Here is a 17,701-nt window from a genome sequence, read left to right on the forward strand (position 1 = left end):
AATATTTTGTTATGTACTATAAAAGGATAAATTTTAAACGAGCTAAGTTCGATAAGAAGATTTATGTGTGTGTTGCTAACGGGTTTATAAATAATAAATTAGCTTAACTTTTTTTCAGTTTTAAAGAAATCAATCCAAAAACAGGACCAATTGCCAATAACATATAGATAAAAGTAGAGTTTGTAGCATGATATAAATTACTAATTAATTGTATGCTAATAATAGTAATCGAAAAACCAATACAGTTTACAATGGTAAGCGCTGTTCCTTTGTCTTTTTCGGGTGCATTTTGTGCAACCAAAGTAGAAAATAATGGCGAATCTGCAATAACGACCATTCCCCAGAAAAGTAAAAAGAGTATAAAAATAGTTTCATTAGCGATTATAAAAAAGAATGGAGAAACCAAACAACTAATACCAGAAAGTAATAACGTTGAAAAAGCTATTTTTTGAGTTCCGAATTTTTCTGCTAAATAACTGGCTAAAACACAAGCAATACTTCCAATACCAATAATAAAAAAAGATACCAATGGAATATTAAACTGAACATCTGTATGTAATTCTGAATAGGTTTTTAGTAAAATTGGCACAAATGCCCAAAAAGTGTACAATTCCCACATATGTCCGAAATAGCCAAAAGCAGCTTTTCTAAAGGAAGTATTTTTAAAAACGTTTAAACAAATTGTCAAATCTAAAGAAGTTCCTTTTTTTCTAAATGGACCGTTTGGAACAAAAATAAAAAGTAAAAGTCCGCCAAAAGAAGCTAAAATAGAAATAGATAAAAGGACATTTTTCCATGAAAAAGTATGCATGCTATCTTTTAGTAAATGTGGTAAAGCAGTTCCTAAAACCAAAGCGCCAACCAAGAATCCCAAAGACTTACCTAATCCTTTTTGATAATAATCGGTGGCAATTTTCATTCCTACAGGATAAATTCCTGCCAAGAAAAATCCTGTTAAAAAACGTAGCAATAATAAACTAGTAAAGGTATTTTTCTCTAAAATTAAGCAACTATTAAAGATTGCACCTAAAATAGCGCAGAAAAAAAAGACTTTAGAAGGAGAAAAGCGATCTGCAATTGTAAATAAAGCAAACAAAAGTGTACCAATAATAAAACCAAACTGAACAGCAGATGTTAAATTTTCTAATGCATTGGTTTCTAAATTGAAATTAACAACCAAATCATTTAAGACTGCGTTCCCTGCAAACCATAAAGACGTGCAGCAAAATTGAGAAATAACGATAATTGGAAGGACTATTTTGTGATGTTTCATTTATACTGCGAATTTATTGAAAAGAATGTAATATTCAATTTAAAAACATTTTAGAAATCAGTTTGTTTCTATATCTTTGAATTGATGAAAAAAGTCAAAATTATTGAATGCCCAAGAGATGCAATGCAAGGAATAAAATCTCATTTTATTTCGACAGAAAAAAAAGCATTGTACATAAATTCCCTTTTAAAAGTAGGTTTTGATACCATTGATTTTGGAAGTTTTGTTTCTCCAAAAGCAATTCCGCAAATGCGAGATACTGCAGACGTTTTAGCAAAATTAGATTTGTCTAGAACAGATAGTAAATTATTGGCAATTATAGCAAATGTTAGAGGTGCAAATGATGCCTCACAATTTGAAGAAATAGATTATTTAGGATATCCTTTTTCTATATCAGAAAATTTTCAAATGCGAAATACGCACAAAACAATTGCAGAATCTATAGAAACATTAGATGAAATTTTAAATATTGCAGATAAATCTAAAAAAGAAGTGGTTGCCTATTTATCGATGGGTTTTGGAAACCCTTATGGCGATCCTTGGAATGTGGAAATAGTAGGCGAGTGGACCGAAAAATTGTCTAAAATGGGTGTTAAAATTTTATCGCTTTCAGATACCGTTGGTAGTTCTACTCCAGAAGTTATCGAATATCTTTTTTCTAATTTAATTACTGAATACTCTAAAATTGAATTCGGGGCACATTTGCATACAATACCAGATAAATGGTACGAAAAAGTAAACGCAGCTTTTAAAGCAGGTTGCAATCGCTTTGATGGTGCTATAAAAGGCTATGGTGGTTGCCCGATGGCGAAAGACGAATTGACAGGAAATATGCCAACTGAAAAATTATTGTCTTATTTTACTGCAGAAAAAGCAGATACAAATATTAAACCAATGAGTTTTGAAAGTGCTTATAACAAAGCTTTAGAAGTTTTTGATTGATACTAATTTAATAATTGAAAATTAAATGAAAACTGTTGTTCAAATTTTGAATAATTCCATCTTTAACAAAAAAGTAAAATGAAAATCACAAAATCACTTTTTTATTTTTTATCAATAAGTATTCTAGTTTCTTGTTCATCAATAAAAGAAACCCAAAAAGATGATGGGAAAATAGATTTCACTTTTCTACAATTAAATGACGTCTATGAAATTGCACCCATTCAAGGAGGTGAATTTGGTGGAATGGCAAGAGTAGCAACTGTGCACAAAGATTTGCTGAAAGAAAATAAAAACACCATGCTTTTTATGGCGGGCGATTTTCTGAATCCGTCTTTATTAGGAACTATAAAAGTTGATGGAGAGCGTGTTCGAGGAAAGCAAATGGTAGAAGTTATGAATGCGATGCATTTCGACTTAGTAGCTTTTGGTAATCATGAGTTTGATATTTCACAAAAAGACCTTCAAAAAAGATTGAATGAAAGTGCTTTTTCTTGGATTTCTGCAAACGTAAAATTAAAAACAAGAGAAGGTTCAATTCCTTTTTACAAAGAAATAAATGGCATAAAAAAAGACGTACATGAAACTTTTATTAAAGAGTTTACAGACAAAGATGGTACAAAAATAAAAATTGGTTTTATAAGTGTCTGTATTCCTTCAAACCCGAAAGAATATGTAGAATATAGTAATATGTTTGTAAAAGCAAGAGCATCTTACGCTTTCTTAAAAGATAAAGTAGATGTGGTTTTTGGTTTTACGCATGTAAAATTGGCAAATGATAAAAGAATTGCAAAATTAATACCTGAATTGCCTTTAATTATGGGTGGTCATGAACATACAAATAGTAATAATTTTATTGGTAATGTTCAAATTTCTAAAGCAGATGCAAATGCGAAGACGGTTTATATTCATAGAATTTCTTATGATAAAAAAACAAAAAAGACGGTTGTAGCATCAGAATTAAAAGAAATTAATGCTATCATAAAAGAAGATGAAAAAGTTGGACAAATTGTAACAAAATGGCAAAACATTTTAAATACTAAAATTAAAGATGTAATATCAAATCCATCAGAAATTATTTATAAAACTGAAATTCCGCTAGACGGAAGAGACACACCAATTAGAAGCACACAAACTAATTTAGGGCAAATTATTACAAGCGCAATGTCTTTTGTATATGATGATAAAGTGGATGCTGCTCTTGTAAACGGAGGTTCTATTAGAATAGACGATCAATTAGTTGGTAACATAACACCTGTAGATGTCTTTAGAGTGTTGCCTTATGGAGGTGCTGTTTTAAGAGTCGAGATAAAGGGAAGATTGCTAAAACGTGTATTAGATTACGGACAATTAGCTGCAGGAACTGGTGCGTATTTGCACAGACATAATGTTAAGCTTAAAGGAAAGAACTGGTTTATCTCACAAAAACCGTTGGATATTGATAAGACGTATACAGTTGCTTTTTCAGATTATTTGCTAAAAGGTTTCGATATTCCTTTTTTGTCTCCTACAAATAAAGAAGTTTATTCTATTTATACACCAAAAGAAAAAGAATTGGCGGTTGATATTAGAAAAGCGGTAGTAGCATATTTAAAAAGTATTTAATTATATTACTTGTTTTTAGTAAGTTATAGTGTTAATTAAATATTGTTTTAATTTATTCTAAATAAGCTTTGTTGAATTAATTATGAGTAGTATATTTGCATAAAAATAAAATACTATTTATAGTTAATCTAAATAAAATGAAAAAAGTACTTTTAACATTCGCTTTTGCTGCCTCAATAATTTCTTGTAGCAATAATAACGTAACAAATACAGTAGCTCCTTCAACGTATAAATTTGAAAGAAACGGAACTTCATCTGTAAGTTTTGGCGGACAAACAACAAGAATTAAAATGGGAGCAGAGTTTCTTTCTGCACTTAGAAACACTTCTGAAACGGTTGCTACGTTAAACGCAAAATTTGCTCATTCTGCAGGAGATAATAATTTTTCTGACGCAGATTTAAATGCATCTTCTAAAAACATTAGAAGTAAAGTTGCTGCCTCAACAGATTTTTACTCGGCAAATACTACGGATGCAACAGCAATAAAAACACAATTTGATTCTTGGATTGAAGCACAAGTAAATAATGTTTTTCCTAATTGGGAAATAGATGCTTCTGCAGGAGTTGCAGGTAAAATTCAACAAGCTGGTGGTGGTTCTGTAAGGTATGTTAATAAAAAAGGTGTAGAATATAATCAATTAATAGCTAAAAGTTTAATTGGTGGTTTAATGGTAGATCAAATTTTAAACAACTATTTAAGTACTGCTGTTTTAGATGCAGGAACAAATATTGCAGATAACAACGGAGATGTTTTATTAAGCGGTAAAAATTACACTTCTATGGAACATAAATGGGATGAAGCTTTTGGTTATTTATACGGAAACGAAGCAGATGTAACTGCACCAACTTATGATGCAGATAAATTTTTAAATGAATATTTAGGTAAAGTAAAAGGAAATGCAAATTTTAAAGGTATAGATGTTGTTGTTTACAATGCTTTCAAATTAGGAAGAGCTGCGATTACAGAAAAAGATTACAATACTAGAGATGCGCAAGCAGCAATCTTAAAAGAAAATATATCTACAGTTATTGCTGTTAGAGGAATTTACTATTTACAAAATGGTAAATTAAAATTAACATCAGACAAAGCAGCTGCTTTTCATGCATTGTCTGAAGCTTTAGGTTTTGTGTATAGCTTACAGTTTACAAGAAAACCAAATTCTACAGAATCTTATTTTACAAAAGCAGAAGTAGATGGTTTTATGACAAAATTACAAGTGGGTAATGGTTTCTGGGATATTACAGAAGCAACTATAGATGAAGTTTCTAATGCAATTGCTGCCAAATTCAATTTTACAACAGAACAAGCAGGAATATAAATTACCAAGGTAATTAAAAAGCAAAAAGTAATCTTAACTGATTGCTTTTTGTTATTTTTGTGTCTTTATTTAGAATAAATAGAAATAATATGTTTAAAAATTTTTTAATACTTTTTATATTAGTAATTACAATTTATGCGTGTTCTTCATCTGAAAAAGGAGAACCAGCTGTAACAGATAGTTTCGATAGAAGTGCTATGTTGGTAAATATTGCAGACAACATCATAATACCTGCTTACGAAGATTTTAGCACTAAAATGAATGCTTTAAAAACTACTGGAGAAACGTTTACTGCAAACCCAAATCAAGTTAATTTAGATGACTTAAGAGCTTCTTGGTTAATTGCATATAAGGCGTGGCAACACGTAGAAATGTTTAATATTGGTAAAGCAGAAGAAATTCAGTTTTCATTTTATATGAATATTTATCCATTAACAGTAAAAGATGTTGAAGATAATATTACTAATGGAAGTTATGACTTAACAAGTGTTAATAACCATGATGCGCAAGGTTTTCCTGCATTAGACTACTTATTATACGGTGTTGCAGATACAGATGCTACTATTTTAGAAAAATACACAACTGCCACTAATAACGATAATTATAAGAAATATATTACAGCTGTTTTAAATCAAATGAACACGCTTACAACAAGTGTTGTATCAGATTTTAAAGCACAAAGAAATACGTTTATTGCAAGTACACAAAATACGGCTACAAGTGTTGTAAATCAACTAATAAACGATTATATCTTTTATTATGAAAAAGGGTTGAGAGCTAATAAATTTGGAATTCCAGTGGGTGTTTTTTCATCAACTCCATTACCAGAAAAAGTAGAAGGATTTTATAAAAATGATGTTTCTAAAGAACTGGCTTTAGAAGCTTTAACAGCTGTAAAAAATTTATTTGAAGGTAAATATTATGCTTCATCTACTGTAGGTCTTGGTTTTAAAGATTATTTAATAAAGTTGAATAGAACAGATATTGCAACAAGTATTACAAATCAGTTTAATTTAGCTACTACAGAAATTAATAAATTAGACAAGAGCTTTTCAATACAAATAAACACGGATAATACTGCAATGACAAAGTCTTTTGACGAATTACAAAAAGCTGTAGTTTTGCTAAAAGTAGATATGCTACAGGCATTTAATATTAATGTAGATTATGTTGATGCTGATGGAGATTAATCAAAATGAATTAAACTAAAATAAGCACCTGATTTTCTATTGATTAATCAATGATAATCAGGTTTTTTTATGTTGAATAAAAGACTTAAATACAATTTTAAAGAACAAACAAGTAGTGCCCCTTTGGCAATATTTCGTTTGTTTTTTGGGCTGATGCTATTTGCAAGCATCGTTCGATTTTGGGCAAATGGTTGGATAGAAAAATTGTACTTAGTTCCAAAATTTAATTTCACCTATTTCGGTTTTAGTTGGATACAACCACTTGGGAATTATACCTATTTGCTTTTTATTATTTGTGGGCTGTCTGCACTCTTTGTCGCTTTTGGATATAAATACAGAATTGCAATTATCACCTTTTTTCTATCGTTTTTGTACATAGAATTGTTAGACAAAACTACCTATTTAAATCATTATTATTTTATAACGATTCTTAGTTTCTTGCTGATTTTTCTACCCGCTAACGCTTATTTTTCGGTAGATGCTTTTATCAGAAAAAAACAATACAAACACATACCAAAATGGACTATCGATAGTATTAAACTGTTATTAGTAATCGTTTATTTTTATGCTGGTTTAGCGAAACTAAATTCAGATTGGTTGTTTAGAGCAATGCCTTTAAAAATTTGGTTGCCATCTAAATATGATTTGCCATTTATTGGCGAAAATTTAATGCAGCAAAACTGGTTTCACTTTGCGATGAGTTGGTCTGGTATGTTGTATGATTTGGTAATTCCTTTTTTATTGTTGTATAAGAGAACACGTTTTGTAGCTTTTCTATTCGTAATTTTTTTCCATGTATTTACAAGAGTTTTGTTTCCAATTGGTATGTTTCCTTTTATTATGATTGTTTCTGCACTAATTTTCTTTGATGCAAAATTGCATTATCAAATTATAAACTTTATAAAAACATACATTTTAAAAACAAAAAAAACACTTGTATTAGTAGATGATTTTCATTTTTCAAACGGTAAAAGAAAAGTACTTTTAGTTTTATTTGGTGTGTTTTTTGTCATTCAAATTTTACTTCCTTGGCGTTATTTACTATATCCAGGAGAGTTGTTTTGGACAGAAGAAGGCTATCGTTTTTCATGGAGAGTGATGCTCATGGAAAAAGCAGGAAGCACTAATTTTAAAATTGTAAACTTAGAATCTGGTACTTATTTTAGAGTAAATAACACCGACTTTTTAACCTCATTTCAAGAAAAACAAATGAGCTATCAGCCAGATTTTATATTAGAATACGCACATTTTCTAGGAGACCATTTTACAAAACAAGGCCATAAGAATGTTGGTGTTTTTGCAGACAGTTATGTAGCTATAAACGGTAGATTAAGTACGAAATTTATAGATGAAGAAGTCGATTTATATCAGCAAAAAGCATCATTAAAACATAAAGATTGGGTGTTGCCATTTCAATCAGAAATAAAAATTAAAGGAATATAAATAATGAAATTTAGGATACTAATTATATTATCAATCTTGTTGCAAACAAGTGTTTTTAGTCAATATAAAATAACGGGGGTTATTGTTTCAGAAGGAAATAAACCGATTAATAAAGTTCAGATTTATGACGAAACAGGCGGTTTATTAGCACAAACTGGCATTTTAGGAAAGTTTAGTTTTTCTACAGAGAAAACAAAATTACCCTTAATTTTTTATGTGGAAGAATATCGCCTTAAAAACGTATTTGTTCAATTAAAAGATTTTGCAAATTTAAAAGTAACCTTAGATAATTTTTCAGAGAATTTATCTGAAATTCAAATTAAAGCAAGAAAAGAAAAAGTTTTTGAATTGAAGCGTTTAAAAGACGTAGAAGGAACTTCAATATTTGCAGGAAAAAAGACCGAAGTTATTTTAGTAAATCAATCTACAGCAAATTTAGCAACCAATAATGCACGTCAGATTTTTAATCAAATTGCAGGTTTAAATATTTATCAGAATGACGATGCAGGTTTGCAATTAAATATTGGTGGTAGAGGCTTAGATCCAAATAGAACAGCCAATTTTAATACACGTCAAAATGGGTATGATATTAGTGCAGATGTTTTAGGATACCCAGAAAGTTATTACACGCCAGCAGCAGAAAGTTTAGAAGAAATTCAAGTAATTAGAGGTGCAGCTTCACTTCAATACGGTACACAGTTTGGTGGTTTGGTAAATTTTGTCACTAAGAAACCAACAAAAGAACAAGAGATTGTTTTTAGAAATACTGCAGGTAGTTTTGGGTTGTTTACCAACTTTACAAGCTTAAGTGATACGCAAGGAAAATGGAGCTATTATACGTTTTTAAACTATAAAAGAGGAGACGGATTTAGACCAAACTCTAATTTTGAATCTAAAAATGCCTTTGTGCATGTTGGGTATCAATTTAATGAAAAAAGTAACCTTTCTTTAGAGTTAACAGTTTTAGATTATCTCGCGCAACAAGCTGGTGGTTTAACAGATGCTATGTTTAATGAAGCCCCCTACCAAAGCAATAGAGCGCGTAATTGGTTTCAAGTAAAATGGTTTTTGTATAACTTAAAATGGGAACATAAATTCTCTAATAAAACCAATTTTTCTTTTAATTTCTTCGGATTAGATGCGTCTAGAGATGCGCTAGGTTTTAGAACAAATAGAGTAAATCAAGTAGATCCTGGTTCTGAAAGAGATTTGATAAAAGGAACTTTTAAGAATTTTGGTTTTGAAACCAGATTATTAAGTAATTATAGAATATTCGATAGAAAAGCAACTTTTTTAATAGGAACAAAGTTTTACAAGGCGAACAATACAAATATGCAAGGTCCTGGTTCAGATGGCTCCGATGCAGATTTTGAAATGCGCTTAGATAAATATCCTAATTATCCGAGACAATCAGACAGTAGGTTTCCTAATTTAAATGTGTCTTTATTTGGTGAAAATATTTTTTATGTAAATGATAAATTGTCTATAACTCCTGGTTTTAGAATGGAATATATTAACACCAAAAGAGATGAGATTATAAAGGATATTGTTACAGATGCTGCAGGAAACGTAATTAATGATAATTTAAGAGATGAGGAAGAATCTAATGAAAGAAACTTTATCCTATTAGGTGTTGGAACCAGTTATAAATACAGTAAATCGTTAGAGTTTTATGGAAACATTTCTCAGAACTATAGATCTGTAACTTTTTCTGATATTAGTACTGCAAACCCAGCTTTTGAAATTTCACCAGACATTACAGATGAAAAAGGGTTTACTATTGATGCTGGTCTTAGAGGAAATTATAAAAATTATTTTTCTTATGATGCCAATGTATTTGGAGTCTTTTATAACGACAGGATTAACATTTATACAAGAGCAGATGGTAAAGCCGAAAGAGATAATATTGGTGATGCAAGAATTTTAGGAATTGAAAGTTTAATCGATTTTAATTTGAAGAAAGTTTTTGATATGAATTCAGAGTATGTTTTAAATTACTTTATAAATTCATCATTTATTACTTCAGAATATACAAAATCAGAAAAAAATGGTGTTGTTGGTAATGAAGTTGAGTTTATTCCGAACATAAACTTAAAAACAGGTATTCGTTTTGGGTATAATAACTTTTTATCGAGCTTACAATACTCTTATTTATCTCGTCAGTTTTCTGATGCTACAAATGCACCTGGAGGAAGTATTAGTGGGGTCACAGGAGAAATACCAGCCTATAGTATTTTAGACTTTTCTATGTCTTATACCTACAAGTTTGCAAAGCTAGAAGCAGGTGTAAATAATGTATTAGACAATTCTTATTTTACAAGAAGAGCAACAGGTTATCCAGGACCAGGAATTATACCTTCTGCGCCCAGAAATTACTATGTTGGTTTAGAATTAAAGTTTTAAGCAAAAATATTTGAGTTAATATCTCGAGGTTTTTTTTTGAATGATATGTTTTTCCCAATAAAAATTGTATAGTTTTTACAAAATTTCATTTCTTTCTGATGGTATTAAACGATGAATAGTATTCTAATTTTTAAAACAACTTTTAATCGCTTAATTATTTTAAACGATTCATTATAAATAAGCTAAAGTTCTTATAAAAAAACAATAATTATTTTTTTATAAGAACTTTATTCTCAATAATAAGTTGTAAATTTGCTCGCAATTATACCTTAATTGCAACATGACAGCACACAACAACAAAATTTTAGGTGAAGGATTAACATATGACGATGTTCTTTTAATTCCAGCCTATTCAGAAGTACTTCCAAGAGAAGTAAGTATACAAACAAAATTTACTAGAAATATTACCATTAACGTACCAATTGCATCGGCAGCAATGGACACTGTTACAGAGTCTGCTTTGGCAATTGCTATTGCAAGAGAAGGTGGTATTGGTGTTTTACATAAAAACATGACTATTGAGCAACAAGCGCAAGAAGTTAGAAAAGTAAAACGTGCAGAATCTGGTATGATTCTAGATCCTTTTACACTTCCTTTAACAGCAACTGTTTTAGATGCAAAAGCAAGCATGCAAGAACATAGTATTGGAGGAATTCCTATTATTGATGATAACGGAACTTTAAAAGGAATTGTTACCAATAGAGATTTGCGTTTTGAGCATGATGGAAAAAAGCCAATTGTAGATGTAATGACAAGTGAAAACTTAGTTACTGCAGCTGTTGGAACTTCTTTAAATGATGCTGAAAAAATTCTTCAAAATTATAAAATTGAAAAACTTTTAATTGTTGATGATGCCTTCAAGTTAAAAGGGTTAATTACATTTAGAGATATTACTAAAGTGACTCAGAAACCAATTGCAAACAAAGATACTTTTGGTAGATTAAGAGTTGCTGCTGCGTTAGGTGTTACTAGTGATGCTGTAGAAAGAGCACAAGCTTTGGTAAATGCTGGTGTAGATGCTGTAATTATTGATACGGCGCACGGACATACCAAAGGTGTAGTTACTGTTCTAAAACAAGTAAAAGCTAAGTTTCCAGATTTAGATGTTGTTGTTGGTAATATTGCAACAGGTGCTGCTGCTAAATACTTAGTTGAAGCAGGAGCAGATGCAGTAAAAGTTGGTATTGGGCCTGGTTCTATTTGTACAACAAGAGTTGTTGCAGGTGTTGGTTTTCCTCAGTTTTCTGCTGTTTTAGAAGTTGCAGCAGCTATTAAAGGTAGCGGAGTTCCTGTAATTGCAGATGGAGGAATTCGTTATACTGGAGATATACCAAAAGCAATTGCTGCTGGTGCAGATTGTGTTATGTTGGGTTCTTTATTAGCAGGAACAAAAGAATCTCCTGGTGAAACAATTATTTACGAAGGGAGAAAATTTAAGTCTTATAGAGGAATGGGATCTGTTGAAGCCATGAAACAAGGTTCTAAAGATCGTTATTTTCAAGATGTTGAAGCAGATATTAAGAAATTAGTTCCTGAAGGAATTGTAGGTAGAGTTCCTTATAAAGGAGATTTAGATGAAAGTATTCATCAGTTTATTGGTGGTTTACGAGCAGGAATGGGATATTGTGGTGCAAAAGATATAGAAACGCTAAAAGAAACTGGGCAATTTGTAAGAATTACCGCAAGTGGAATTAATGAAAGTCATCCGCATGATGTTGCTATTACAAAAGAATCTCCGAATTATAGTAGAAGATAAAAATAAATATTTATATATTTTAAAAGCTCAAGAATAAAATTCTTGAGCTTTTTTGTTTTTTAATAATTTGAAAATTTCTGGTAACATTAGATGTTAAGGTAGGTTCTTAAAATTGTTACTAATCCTTACTATTTTCATCTTTATTCAATTTTAATACTTTTAACCCGACTGCCATTAAAACAATTGAAATAGGAAGTATTAGTAGATTCCATTGTAGGTTATCAATATTTACAAAAACAATCTCTAGGAATTTTACGAATAGAATAATGACAATAACTTCGGCCAAAATATTTTTTAAATGACCAATATTTGGTGTTTGAATCCAGTTTAGCACACCATTGTTTTTAACACTAGATGTGTTCGAAATAAACAAAGTATATATGCCGTGTGCAAAAATAAAGAGGACTAATGCAATTAAAAATGTATCTAAAGATTTTATAAGGTATGTAATTCCAATATCTACTATATGTAAATGTTCTTTACCTTCTGGAATATAACTTAAAAAGAAAACACGAAATGCATTTAATGTTTTTAAAGCGCCTACAACAAATAAAAGGAAGGATCCTAAAAGTGAAAAGACAATAGCAATCCAACTTATGTATCTGAAGGAGTAAAATGGTTTTTTCATTATAAAAAGAGAATAATTTTGATGTGCATATTTGTTATTAAAACAATAAAACCCCGGTAAGTCCGGGGTTTTATTTTAAATTTAATTGTTATTTTCAATTAAAAGAATCCCATTGGTTTCTTGTCATAAGAGATTAACATGTTTTTTACAACACGATAATGATCTAAAGCCATTTTGTGGTTTTCACGACCGAATCCTGATTCTTTCACACCACCAAAAGGAGCGTGAGCAGGATACGTATGGTATTGGTTTACCCAAACTCTACCGGCTTGAATAGCACGTGGAACTTGGAATAATTCGTGAGCATCACGAGACCAAACACCTGCACCCAAACCATAAGGTGTGTCATTTGCGATTGCGATAGCTTCTTCAGTAGAACTGAATGTTGTTAAAGCTACAACTGGGCCAAAAATTTCTTCTTGGAAGACACGCATGTTATTCTTACCTTTTAATACTGTAGGTTGAATGTAGTATCCTTCAGAAAGTTCTCCTTCATAGTTACCAGCATCACCACCAGCTACAACTTCTGCACCTTCTTCTTTACCAATTTTAATATAGCTAAGAATCTTATCGTATTGTGGTTTAGAAACTTGAGAACCAATCATTGTTTCAGGATCTAATGGATTACCTGTTTTAATTGCTTTTAAACGTACTTTCATTTTTTCGATGAAATCGTCAGCGATATCCTCGTGCACTAAAATACGAGACGGAGCTGTACAAATTTCTCCTTGGTTTAGTGCAAACATTAATGCACCTTCAATAGCTTTGCTATAGAAATCATCGTCTTGATCTGCTACAGATGGAAAAAATACGTTAGGTGATTTACCTCCTAATTCCATAGTTACAGGAATAATGTTTTCTGCTGCATTGTGTAAAACTTTACGTCCAGTTTCCGTAGAACCTGTGAAAGAAAGTTTTGCAATACGTTTAGACGTTGCTAAAGCTGCACCAGCTTCTGCACCAAAACCAGTTACAATGTTTAATACACCTGCTGGTAAAATATCACCAATAAGTTCCATTAAAGCAATAACACTTGTAGGAGTTTGTTCTGCTGGTTTTACAACCGCTGTACAACCTGCTGCTAAAGCTGGCGCTATTTTCCAAGCTAACATTAACATTGGAAAGTTCCATGGGATAATTTCTCCAACAACACCTATAGGTTCATGTAATACGATACTTACAGTGTTTTTGTCGTGTTCAGAAATACTTCCTTCATCTGCACGAATAACTCCTGCGAAATAACGGAAATGATCAATACAGTAAGGAATATCTGCTGCACGAGACTCACGAATTGGTTTCCCATTATCGATAGTCTCTAAAGTTGCAAGGTATTCGAAGTTGTCTTCCATTACTTGTGCAATTTTTAATAAAGCATTACTACGTTCTGTAGCTGATGATGTGCTCCAAGTTGGGAACGCTTCGTGAGCAGCATCAAGAGCAAGATCAATATCTTCTTGAGTTGAACGTGCTGCTTGGGTAAATACTTTACCGTCTACTGGAGATACGTTATCGAAATACTGCCCTTTAACAGGAGCAACGAATTTACCGCCAATAAAGTTCCCATATCTTTCTTTGAATACAGGTTTAGTTACATTTGCCATAATTATTTATTTTTAATTTTGATTCTTAATAGATACTTGCTAAAACAAGTGTTGTTTAATTATGGTACAAATGTACTTCGGTTTGTAAGGTTTCTATTTACGGAAACGGTCCAATAACTTATGAAAAAAGGTCAATGTGTTTTTTTATGTAAATAAGTATTTAATAATTACATTTAACTTACTGTTAATCAATTTATTGTATTTTTATTTTTTTATTTTGAAATATCTGTTGGACTCATTCCGAATTTCTTTTTAAAAGCTACACTAAAGTTAGACAGGTTGTTATAACCAATATCTAGATAAATATCAGAAGCTTTCAAATCTCCTTTTTGTAACAGTTCTTTTGCTTTTTGTAAGCGTTTTTCTTGAAGCCATTTTCCAGGTGGTTCTTTATATTCGTTTGTAAAATGACGCTTAAAAGTAGATAAACTCATATTACATAAGAAAGCAATTTCTTCTAATTTTAAATTAGAGTACACATTACTTTCTACAATGCTCTTGAAAGGAGAAACCTCTTTAGAAATTAAAGAGTGCAAATAATATTCGAAACTCGATCCGTATTTATTGAGCAAATACAACATAATCTCTTCAAATTTTAAAACCAATAAAGCATCACTAAAACTATGGTCTGTAAATGTAGTAGAAGAGAGAGAGTTTATAAAAGCGGCTAAATAATCATCATTTTCTATTACAAAATAGGGCACATCTTCTTTGTAAGGTTTTACATTATTGGTATACTTACTTAAAAAATCTGTAAGTTTTTTTTCAGAAAAAAAGAAAAGCTTACAGTAATAAACAGCTTCTGTGTCTAATAATTCTGTCCATAACCAATTCCCTTTTTTTAATAATAAAGATTGTTTGTTATTTACTGCTTTTGAGGTATTCGCAAAATGTACTTGTTTTTTTCCTACTTGAAGAAAGCTAAACATATTCATACTTAGATTGACTTTACTTTTTACGACATCGTTGGTCATTTTAAAATCATAAACAAATATGTCTTGTGGTTCATTTTTCTTCTTAAAATATATCTCAGGAATATTTTCTATAGGCATAGTTGTACGTTTTAATATCTATTTTGAAGTTTCTGTGAAATCAAAATTACTAAAAAAACAGCCGACCTTTTAATAAACGCTCTTTTAAGAATAAACATTCGCTTAATAAACTTTTAGATAAGTAAGTATAAAGTATGTTAATAATGAAAAAAAAGTACTCATTACAGCCTATTTTATTACATTGGCTGTATATTGCGCACTTAAAAATAATCTTTAAAAAGACGCTTAAAGTCTTTTACTAATTAGCATATAATATGAAACGTTTATTTTCAAATTTACTATTTAAAGTTTTTATTGCCATCGTTTTAGGTATTGTTTTTGGTTTATATTTACCAGAATCTGTAAACAGAGTTTTTACAACTTTTAATTCATTTTTCGGACAGTTTTTGAATTTTTCTATTCCTTTAATAATCATGGGGCTTATAATGCCAGCAATTTCTGATTTAGGAAAAGGTGCCGGTAAATTATTATTACTTACGGCAGCTATTGCATATGGTTCTACTTTGTTTTCTGGGTTTATGACATATTTTACAGCTTCAAATATATTTCCACAACTTTTAGAATCACACGTTAATGATGCCGCACTAATTGCAGATTCTGGTCGTGAATTGTTACCTTATTTTAGTATTACCATTCCGCCAGTATTAGATGTAATGTCTGCTTTAGTTTTAGCCTTTGTTATTGGTTTAGGCTTGTCATATCAAGAAAAATCAACTTTAAAATTTGTGGTTAGAGATTTTCAGAAGATAATAATGCAACTTATAGAAAATGTAATCGTTCCGTTATTGCCATTATTTATTTTAGGAATATTTGCAAGTATGTCTTTTAGCGGAAAGGTATTCTCTATATTATCTGTATTTATAAGTATTATTGGTGTTATTTTCGCCTTGCACATCTTATTATTGTTACTTCAATATACAATTGCAGGTGCACTTATAAAGAAGAATCCTTTAAAATTATTGGCAACAATGATGCCTGCATATTTTACTGCATTGGGTACACAATCTTCAGCAGCTACTATTCCAGTAACCTTAGAGCAATGTTTAAAAAACGGTGTTTCAGAAAAAATTGCAGGATTTGTTATTCCGTTATGTGCAACCATTCATTTGTCTGGTAGTATCATGAAAATTACAGCTTGTGCAATGGCTTTAATGATTTTAGAAGGTATGCCTTTTAGTTTTACACTTTTTGCTGGTTTTATTTTCATGTTAGGAATTGCAATGATTGCAGCACCGGGTGTTCCTGGAGGAGCAATTATGGCAGCTGTAGGAATTTTACAATCGATGTTAGGTTTTAACGAAGAAATGTTAGGTTTAATGATTGCTTTGTATATTGCTATGGATAGTTTTGGTACTGCTTGTAACGTTACCGGAGATGGCGCTATTTCTATAGTGGTAAATAAAATCACGAAGCAAAAGTTGGTTGTCTAAAGACCTAAAAATATCAGTTAAAATATATAAAAAGGTCGTTAAGTTTTAAAATTTAACGGTCTTTTTATATTCAAAATTATATGGTAGAACCTCCCTTATTATAATGCCTTATTTTGAATAAGCACCAGAAGAATATGTTAACTCGTAACTATGTGTGTAGATTTCAAAAACAATACCAAACGGATCTTCAACATAACACATTTTAAAAGGCTTGTCTTTAGGATAGTATTCTCTAATTGGCATCCTTTGTTTACCTCCATAAGATACAATTTTAGCGATAAGATCTTCTATGTTTGGATCTTGTATGCAAAAATGAAAAAGCCCTGTATTAAAAGGATTGAATTCCGGAGCTTCTTTAACTCCATGCGGAAAAGAGAATAACTCAATTCCAATTCCGTCGGAAGTTGCTAAATGCGCAATTTCAAATTCCGTCCATTCGTCTCCAAAAACGTCAATACACATTTGACCAATGGCGGTTTCTGTTTCTTTTTTAACTGTAGAAGGTTCCATAATTACATACCAACCCATTATTTCTGAATAGAATTTTACAGCTTCCTTTATATTGGGAACTGTAAGTCCGATATGTGAAAATGATTTAGGATAATTTTTATTAGTTGTCATGTCTTTTAATTTAAATTACAAAATTAGATTATATTTGCTTAATAGGCAATAACTAACTAAAAAGTGCTATAGTTACTAAAAGGAGTAAAATAATGATTATCAATAGTGTAAATACATAATTTTGATTAAAAATAATAATTGTCCCTTACAATATACAATGTATTTAATAGGAACAAAATGGAAACCTTTAGTTTTATTTCATTTATTAGAAGGTAGTTTGCGTTCTGGAATACTGCAAAAACACATCGAAGGTATTTCGAATAAAATGTTTACACAAACTGTTAGAGAGTTAGAAAAAGACGGACTTATTTCTAGAGAAATTTTTCCTGTGGTGCCTCCTAAAGTAGAATATAAATTAACGAATAGAGGTAAGTCTCTTGAGAATATTTTAAGAAGTCTAGATAAATGGGGGTTAGAAGATAGTTATAGATAATAAATAAA

General features: G+C 30.6%; 14 protein-coding genes. 9 read left to right on the forward strand and 5 right to left on the reverse strand.

From position 1 onward, the window contains the following. Positions 1-103 precede the first annotated feature (103 nt). The gene (locus CW731_RS01855; protein WP_100945123.1) at positions 104-1,273 is read right to left on the reverse strand and encodes a nitrate/nitrite transporter; all 1,170 of its coding nucleotides are present in this window, start codon (positions 1,271-1,273) and stop codon (positions 104-106) included. An 84-nt stretch (positions 1,274-1,357) separates the two neighbouring features. Here CW731_RS01855 and CW731_RS01860 point away from each other — a divergent pair, with 84 nt between their 5' ends. The 7 genes from CW731_RS01860 (at position 1,358) to guaB (ending at position 11,928) form a co-directional block, all read left to right on the forward strand. Further along, positions 1,358-2,215, forward strand: coding sequence for a hydroxymethylglutaryl-CoA lyase (locus CW731_RS01860; protein ID WP_100945124.1), 858 nt, complete (start codon positions 1,358-1,360; stop codon positions 2,213-2,215). 78 nt (positions 2,216-2,293) lie between these two features. Beyond that, positions 2,294-3,817 (forward strand): bifunctional UDP-sugar hydrolase/5'-nucleotidase, encoded by a 1,524-nt coding sequence (locus tag CW731_RS01865; RefSeq protein ID WP_100945125.1) that lies wholly within the window; start codon positions 2,294-2,296, stop codon positions 3,815-3,817. A gap of 137 nt (positions 3,818-3,954) precedes the next feature. Further along, positions 3,955-5,136 carry a DUF4856 domain-containing protein gene (locus CW731_RS01870; protein ID WP_100945126.1) on the forward strand — a complete coding sequence of 394 codons (1,182 nt, stop codon included), beginning with the start codon at positions 3,955-3,957 and terminating at the stop codon, positions 5,134-5,136. 89 nt (positions 5,137-5,225) lie between these two features. After that, entirely contained in the window at positions 5,226-6,326 is a 1,101-nt protein-coding gene (locus CW731_RS01875) for an imelysin family protein (protein ID WP_100945127.1), read from the forward strand. A 69-nt stretch (positions 6,327-6,395) separates the two neighbouring features. Further along, the gene (locus tag CW731_RS01880) at positions 6,396-7,769 is read left to right on the forward strand and encodes an HTTM domain-containing protein (protein ID WP_100945128.1); all 1,374 of its coding nucleotides are present in this window, start codon (positions 6,396-6,398) and stop codon (positions 7,767-7,769) included. Between the two features lie 3 nt (positions 7,770-7,772). Continuing rightward, complete coding sequence (locus CW731_RS01885) at positions 7,773-10,172, forward strand: TonB-dependent receptor plug domain-containing protein (RefSeq protein WP_100945129.1); 2,400 nt, start codon at positions 7,773-7,775, stop codon at positions 10,170-10,172. A gap of 280 nt (positions 10,173-10,452) precedes the next feature. After that, a complete protein-coding gene (gene guaB / locus CW731_RS01890) occupies positions 10,453-11,928 on the forward strand; it encodes an IMP dehydrogenase (protein ID WP_100945130.1) in 1,476 nt (491 codons plus the stop codon). A 118-nt stretch (positions 11,929-12,046) separates the two neighbouring features. On the opposite strand, the gene CW731_RS01895 is transcribed toward guaB, so the two are convergent. The 3 genes from CW731_RS01895 to CW731_RS01905 all read right to left on the reverse strand — a co-directional run bounded on the left by CW731_RS01895 (position 12,047) and on the right by CW731_RS01905 (position 15,209). Beyond that, positions 12,047-12,556, reverse strand: a complete 510-nt coding sequence (locus CW731_RS01895; protein WP_100945131.1) for a YqhA family protein — start codon at positions 12,554-12,556, stop codon at positions 12,047-12,049. 98 nt (positions 12,557-12,654) lie between these two features. Next, positions 12,655-14,157, reverse strand: coding sequence for an aldehyde dehydrogenase family protein (locus CW731_RS01900; protein WP_100945132.1), 1,503 nt, complete (start codon positions 14,155-14,157; stop codon positions 12,655-12,657). Between the two features lie 212 nt (positions 14,158-14,369). Then, positions 14,370-15,209 carry an AraC family transcriptional regulator gene (locus tag CW731_RS01905; protein ID WP_100945133.1) on the reverse strand — a complete coding sequence of 280 codons (840 nt, stop codon included), beginning with the start codon at positions 15,207-15,209 and terminating at the stop codon, positions 14,370-14,372. Between the two features lie 254 nt (positions 15,210-15,463). Between CW731_RS01905 and CW731_RS01910 the strand changes: the two genes are divergently transcribed. Next, a complete protein-coding gene (locus CW731_RS01910; protein WP_100945134.1) occupies positions 15,464-16,639 on the forward strand; it encodes a dicarboxylate/amino acid:cation symporter in 1,176 nt (391 codons plus the stop codon). 108 nt (positions 16,640-16,747) lie between these two features. Here CW731_RS01910 and CW731_RS01915 read toward each other — a convergent pair whose 3' ends face one another. Beyond that, positions 16,748-17,260, reverse strand: coding sequence for a VOC family protein (locus CW731_RS01915; RefSeq protein WP_100945135.1), 513 nt, complete (start codon positions 17,258-17,260; stop codon positions 16,748-16,750). Between the two features lie 157 nt (positions 17,261-17,417). On the opposite strand from CW731_RS01915, the gene CW731_RS01920 reads away from it, so the two are divergent. After that, positions 17,418-17,693, forward strand: coding sequence for a helix-turn-helix domain-containing protein (locus CW731_RS01920; RefSeq protein ID WP_100945136.1), 276 nt, complete (start codon positions 17,418-17,420; stop codon positions 17,691-17,693). The last annotated feature ends 8 nt before the right edge of the window (positions 17,694-17,701 follow it).

Origin of the sequence: Polaribacter sp. ALD11, assembly GCF_002831685.1 — a bacterium.
Taxonomy (GTDB): Bacteria; Bacteroidota; Bacteroidia; order Flavobacteriales; family Flavobacteriaceae; genus Polaribacter.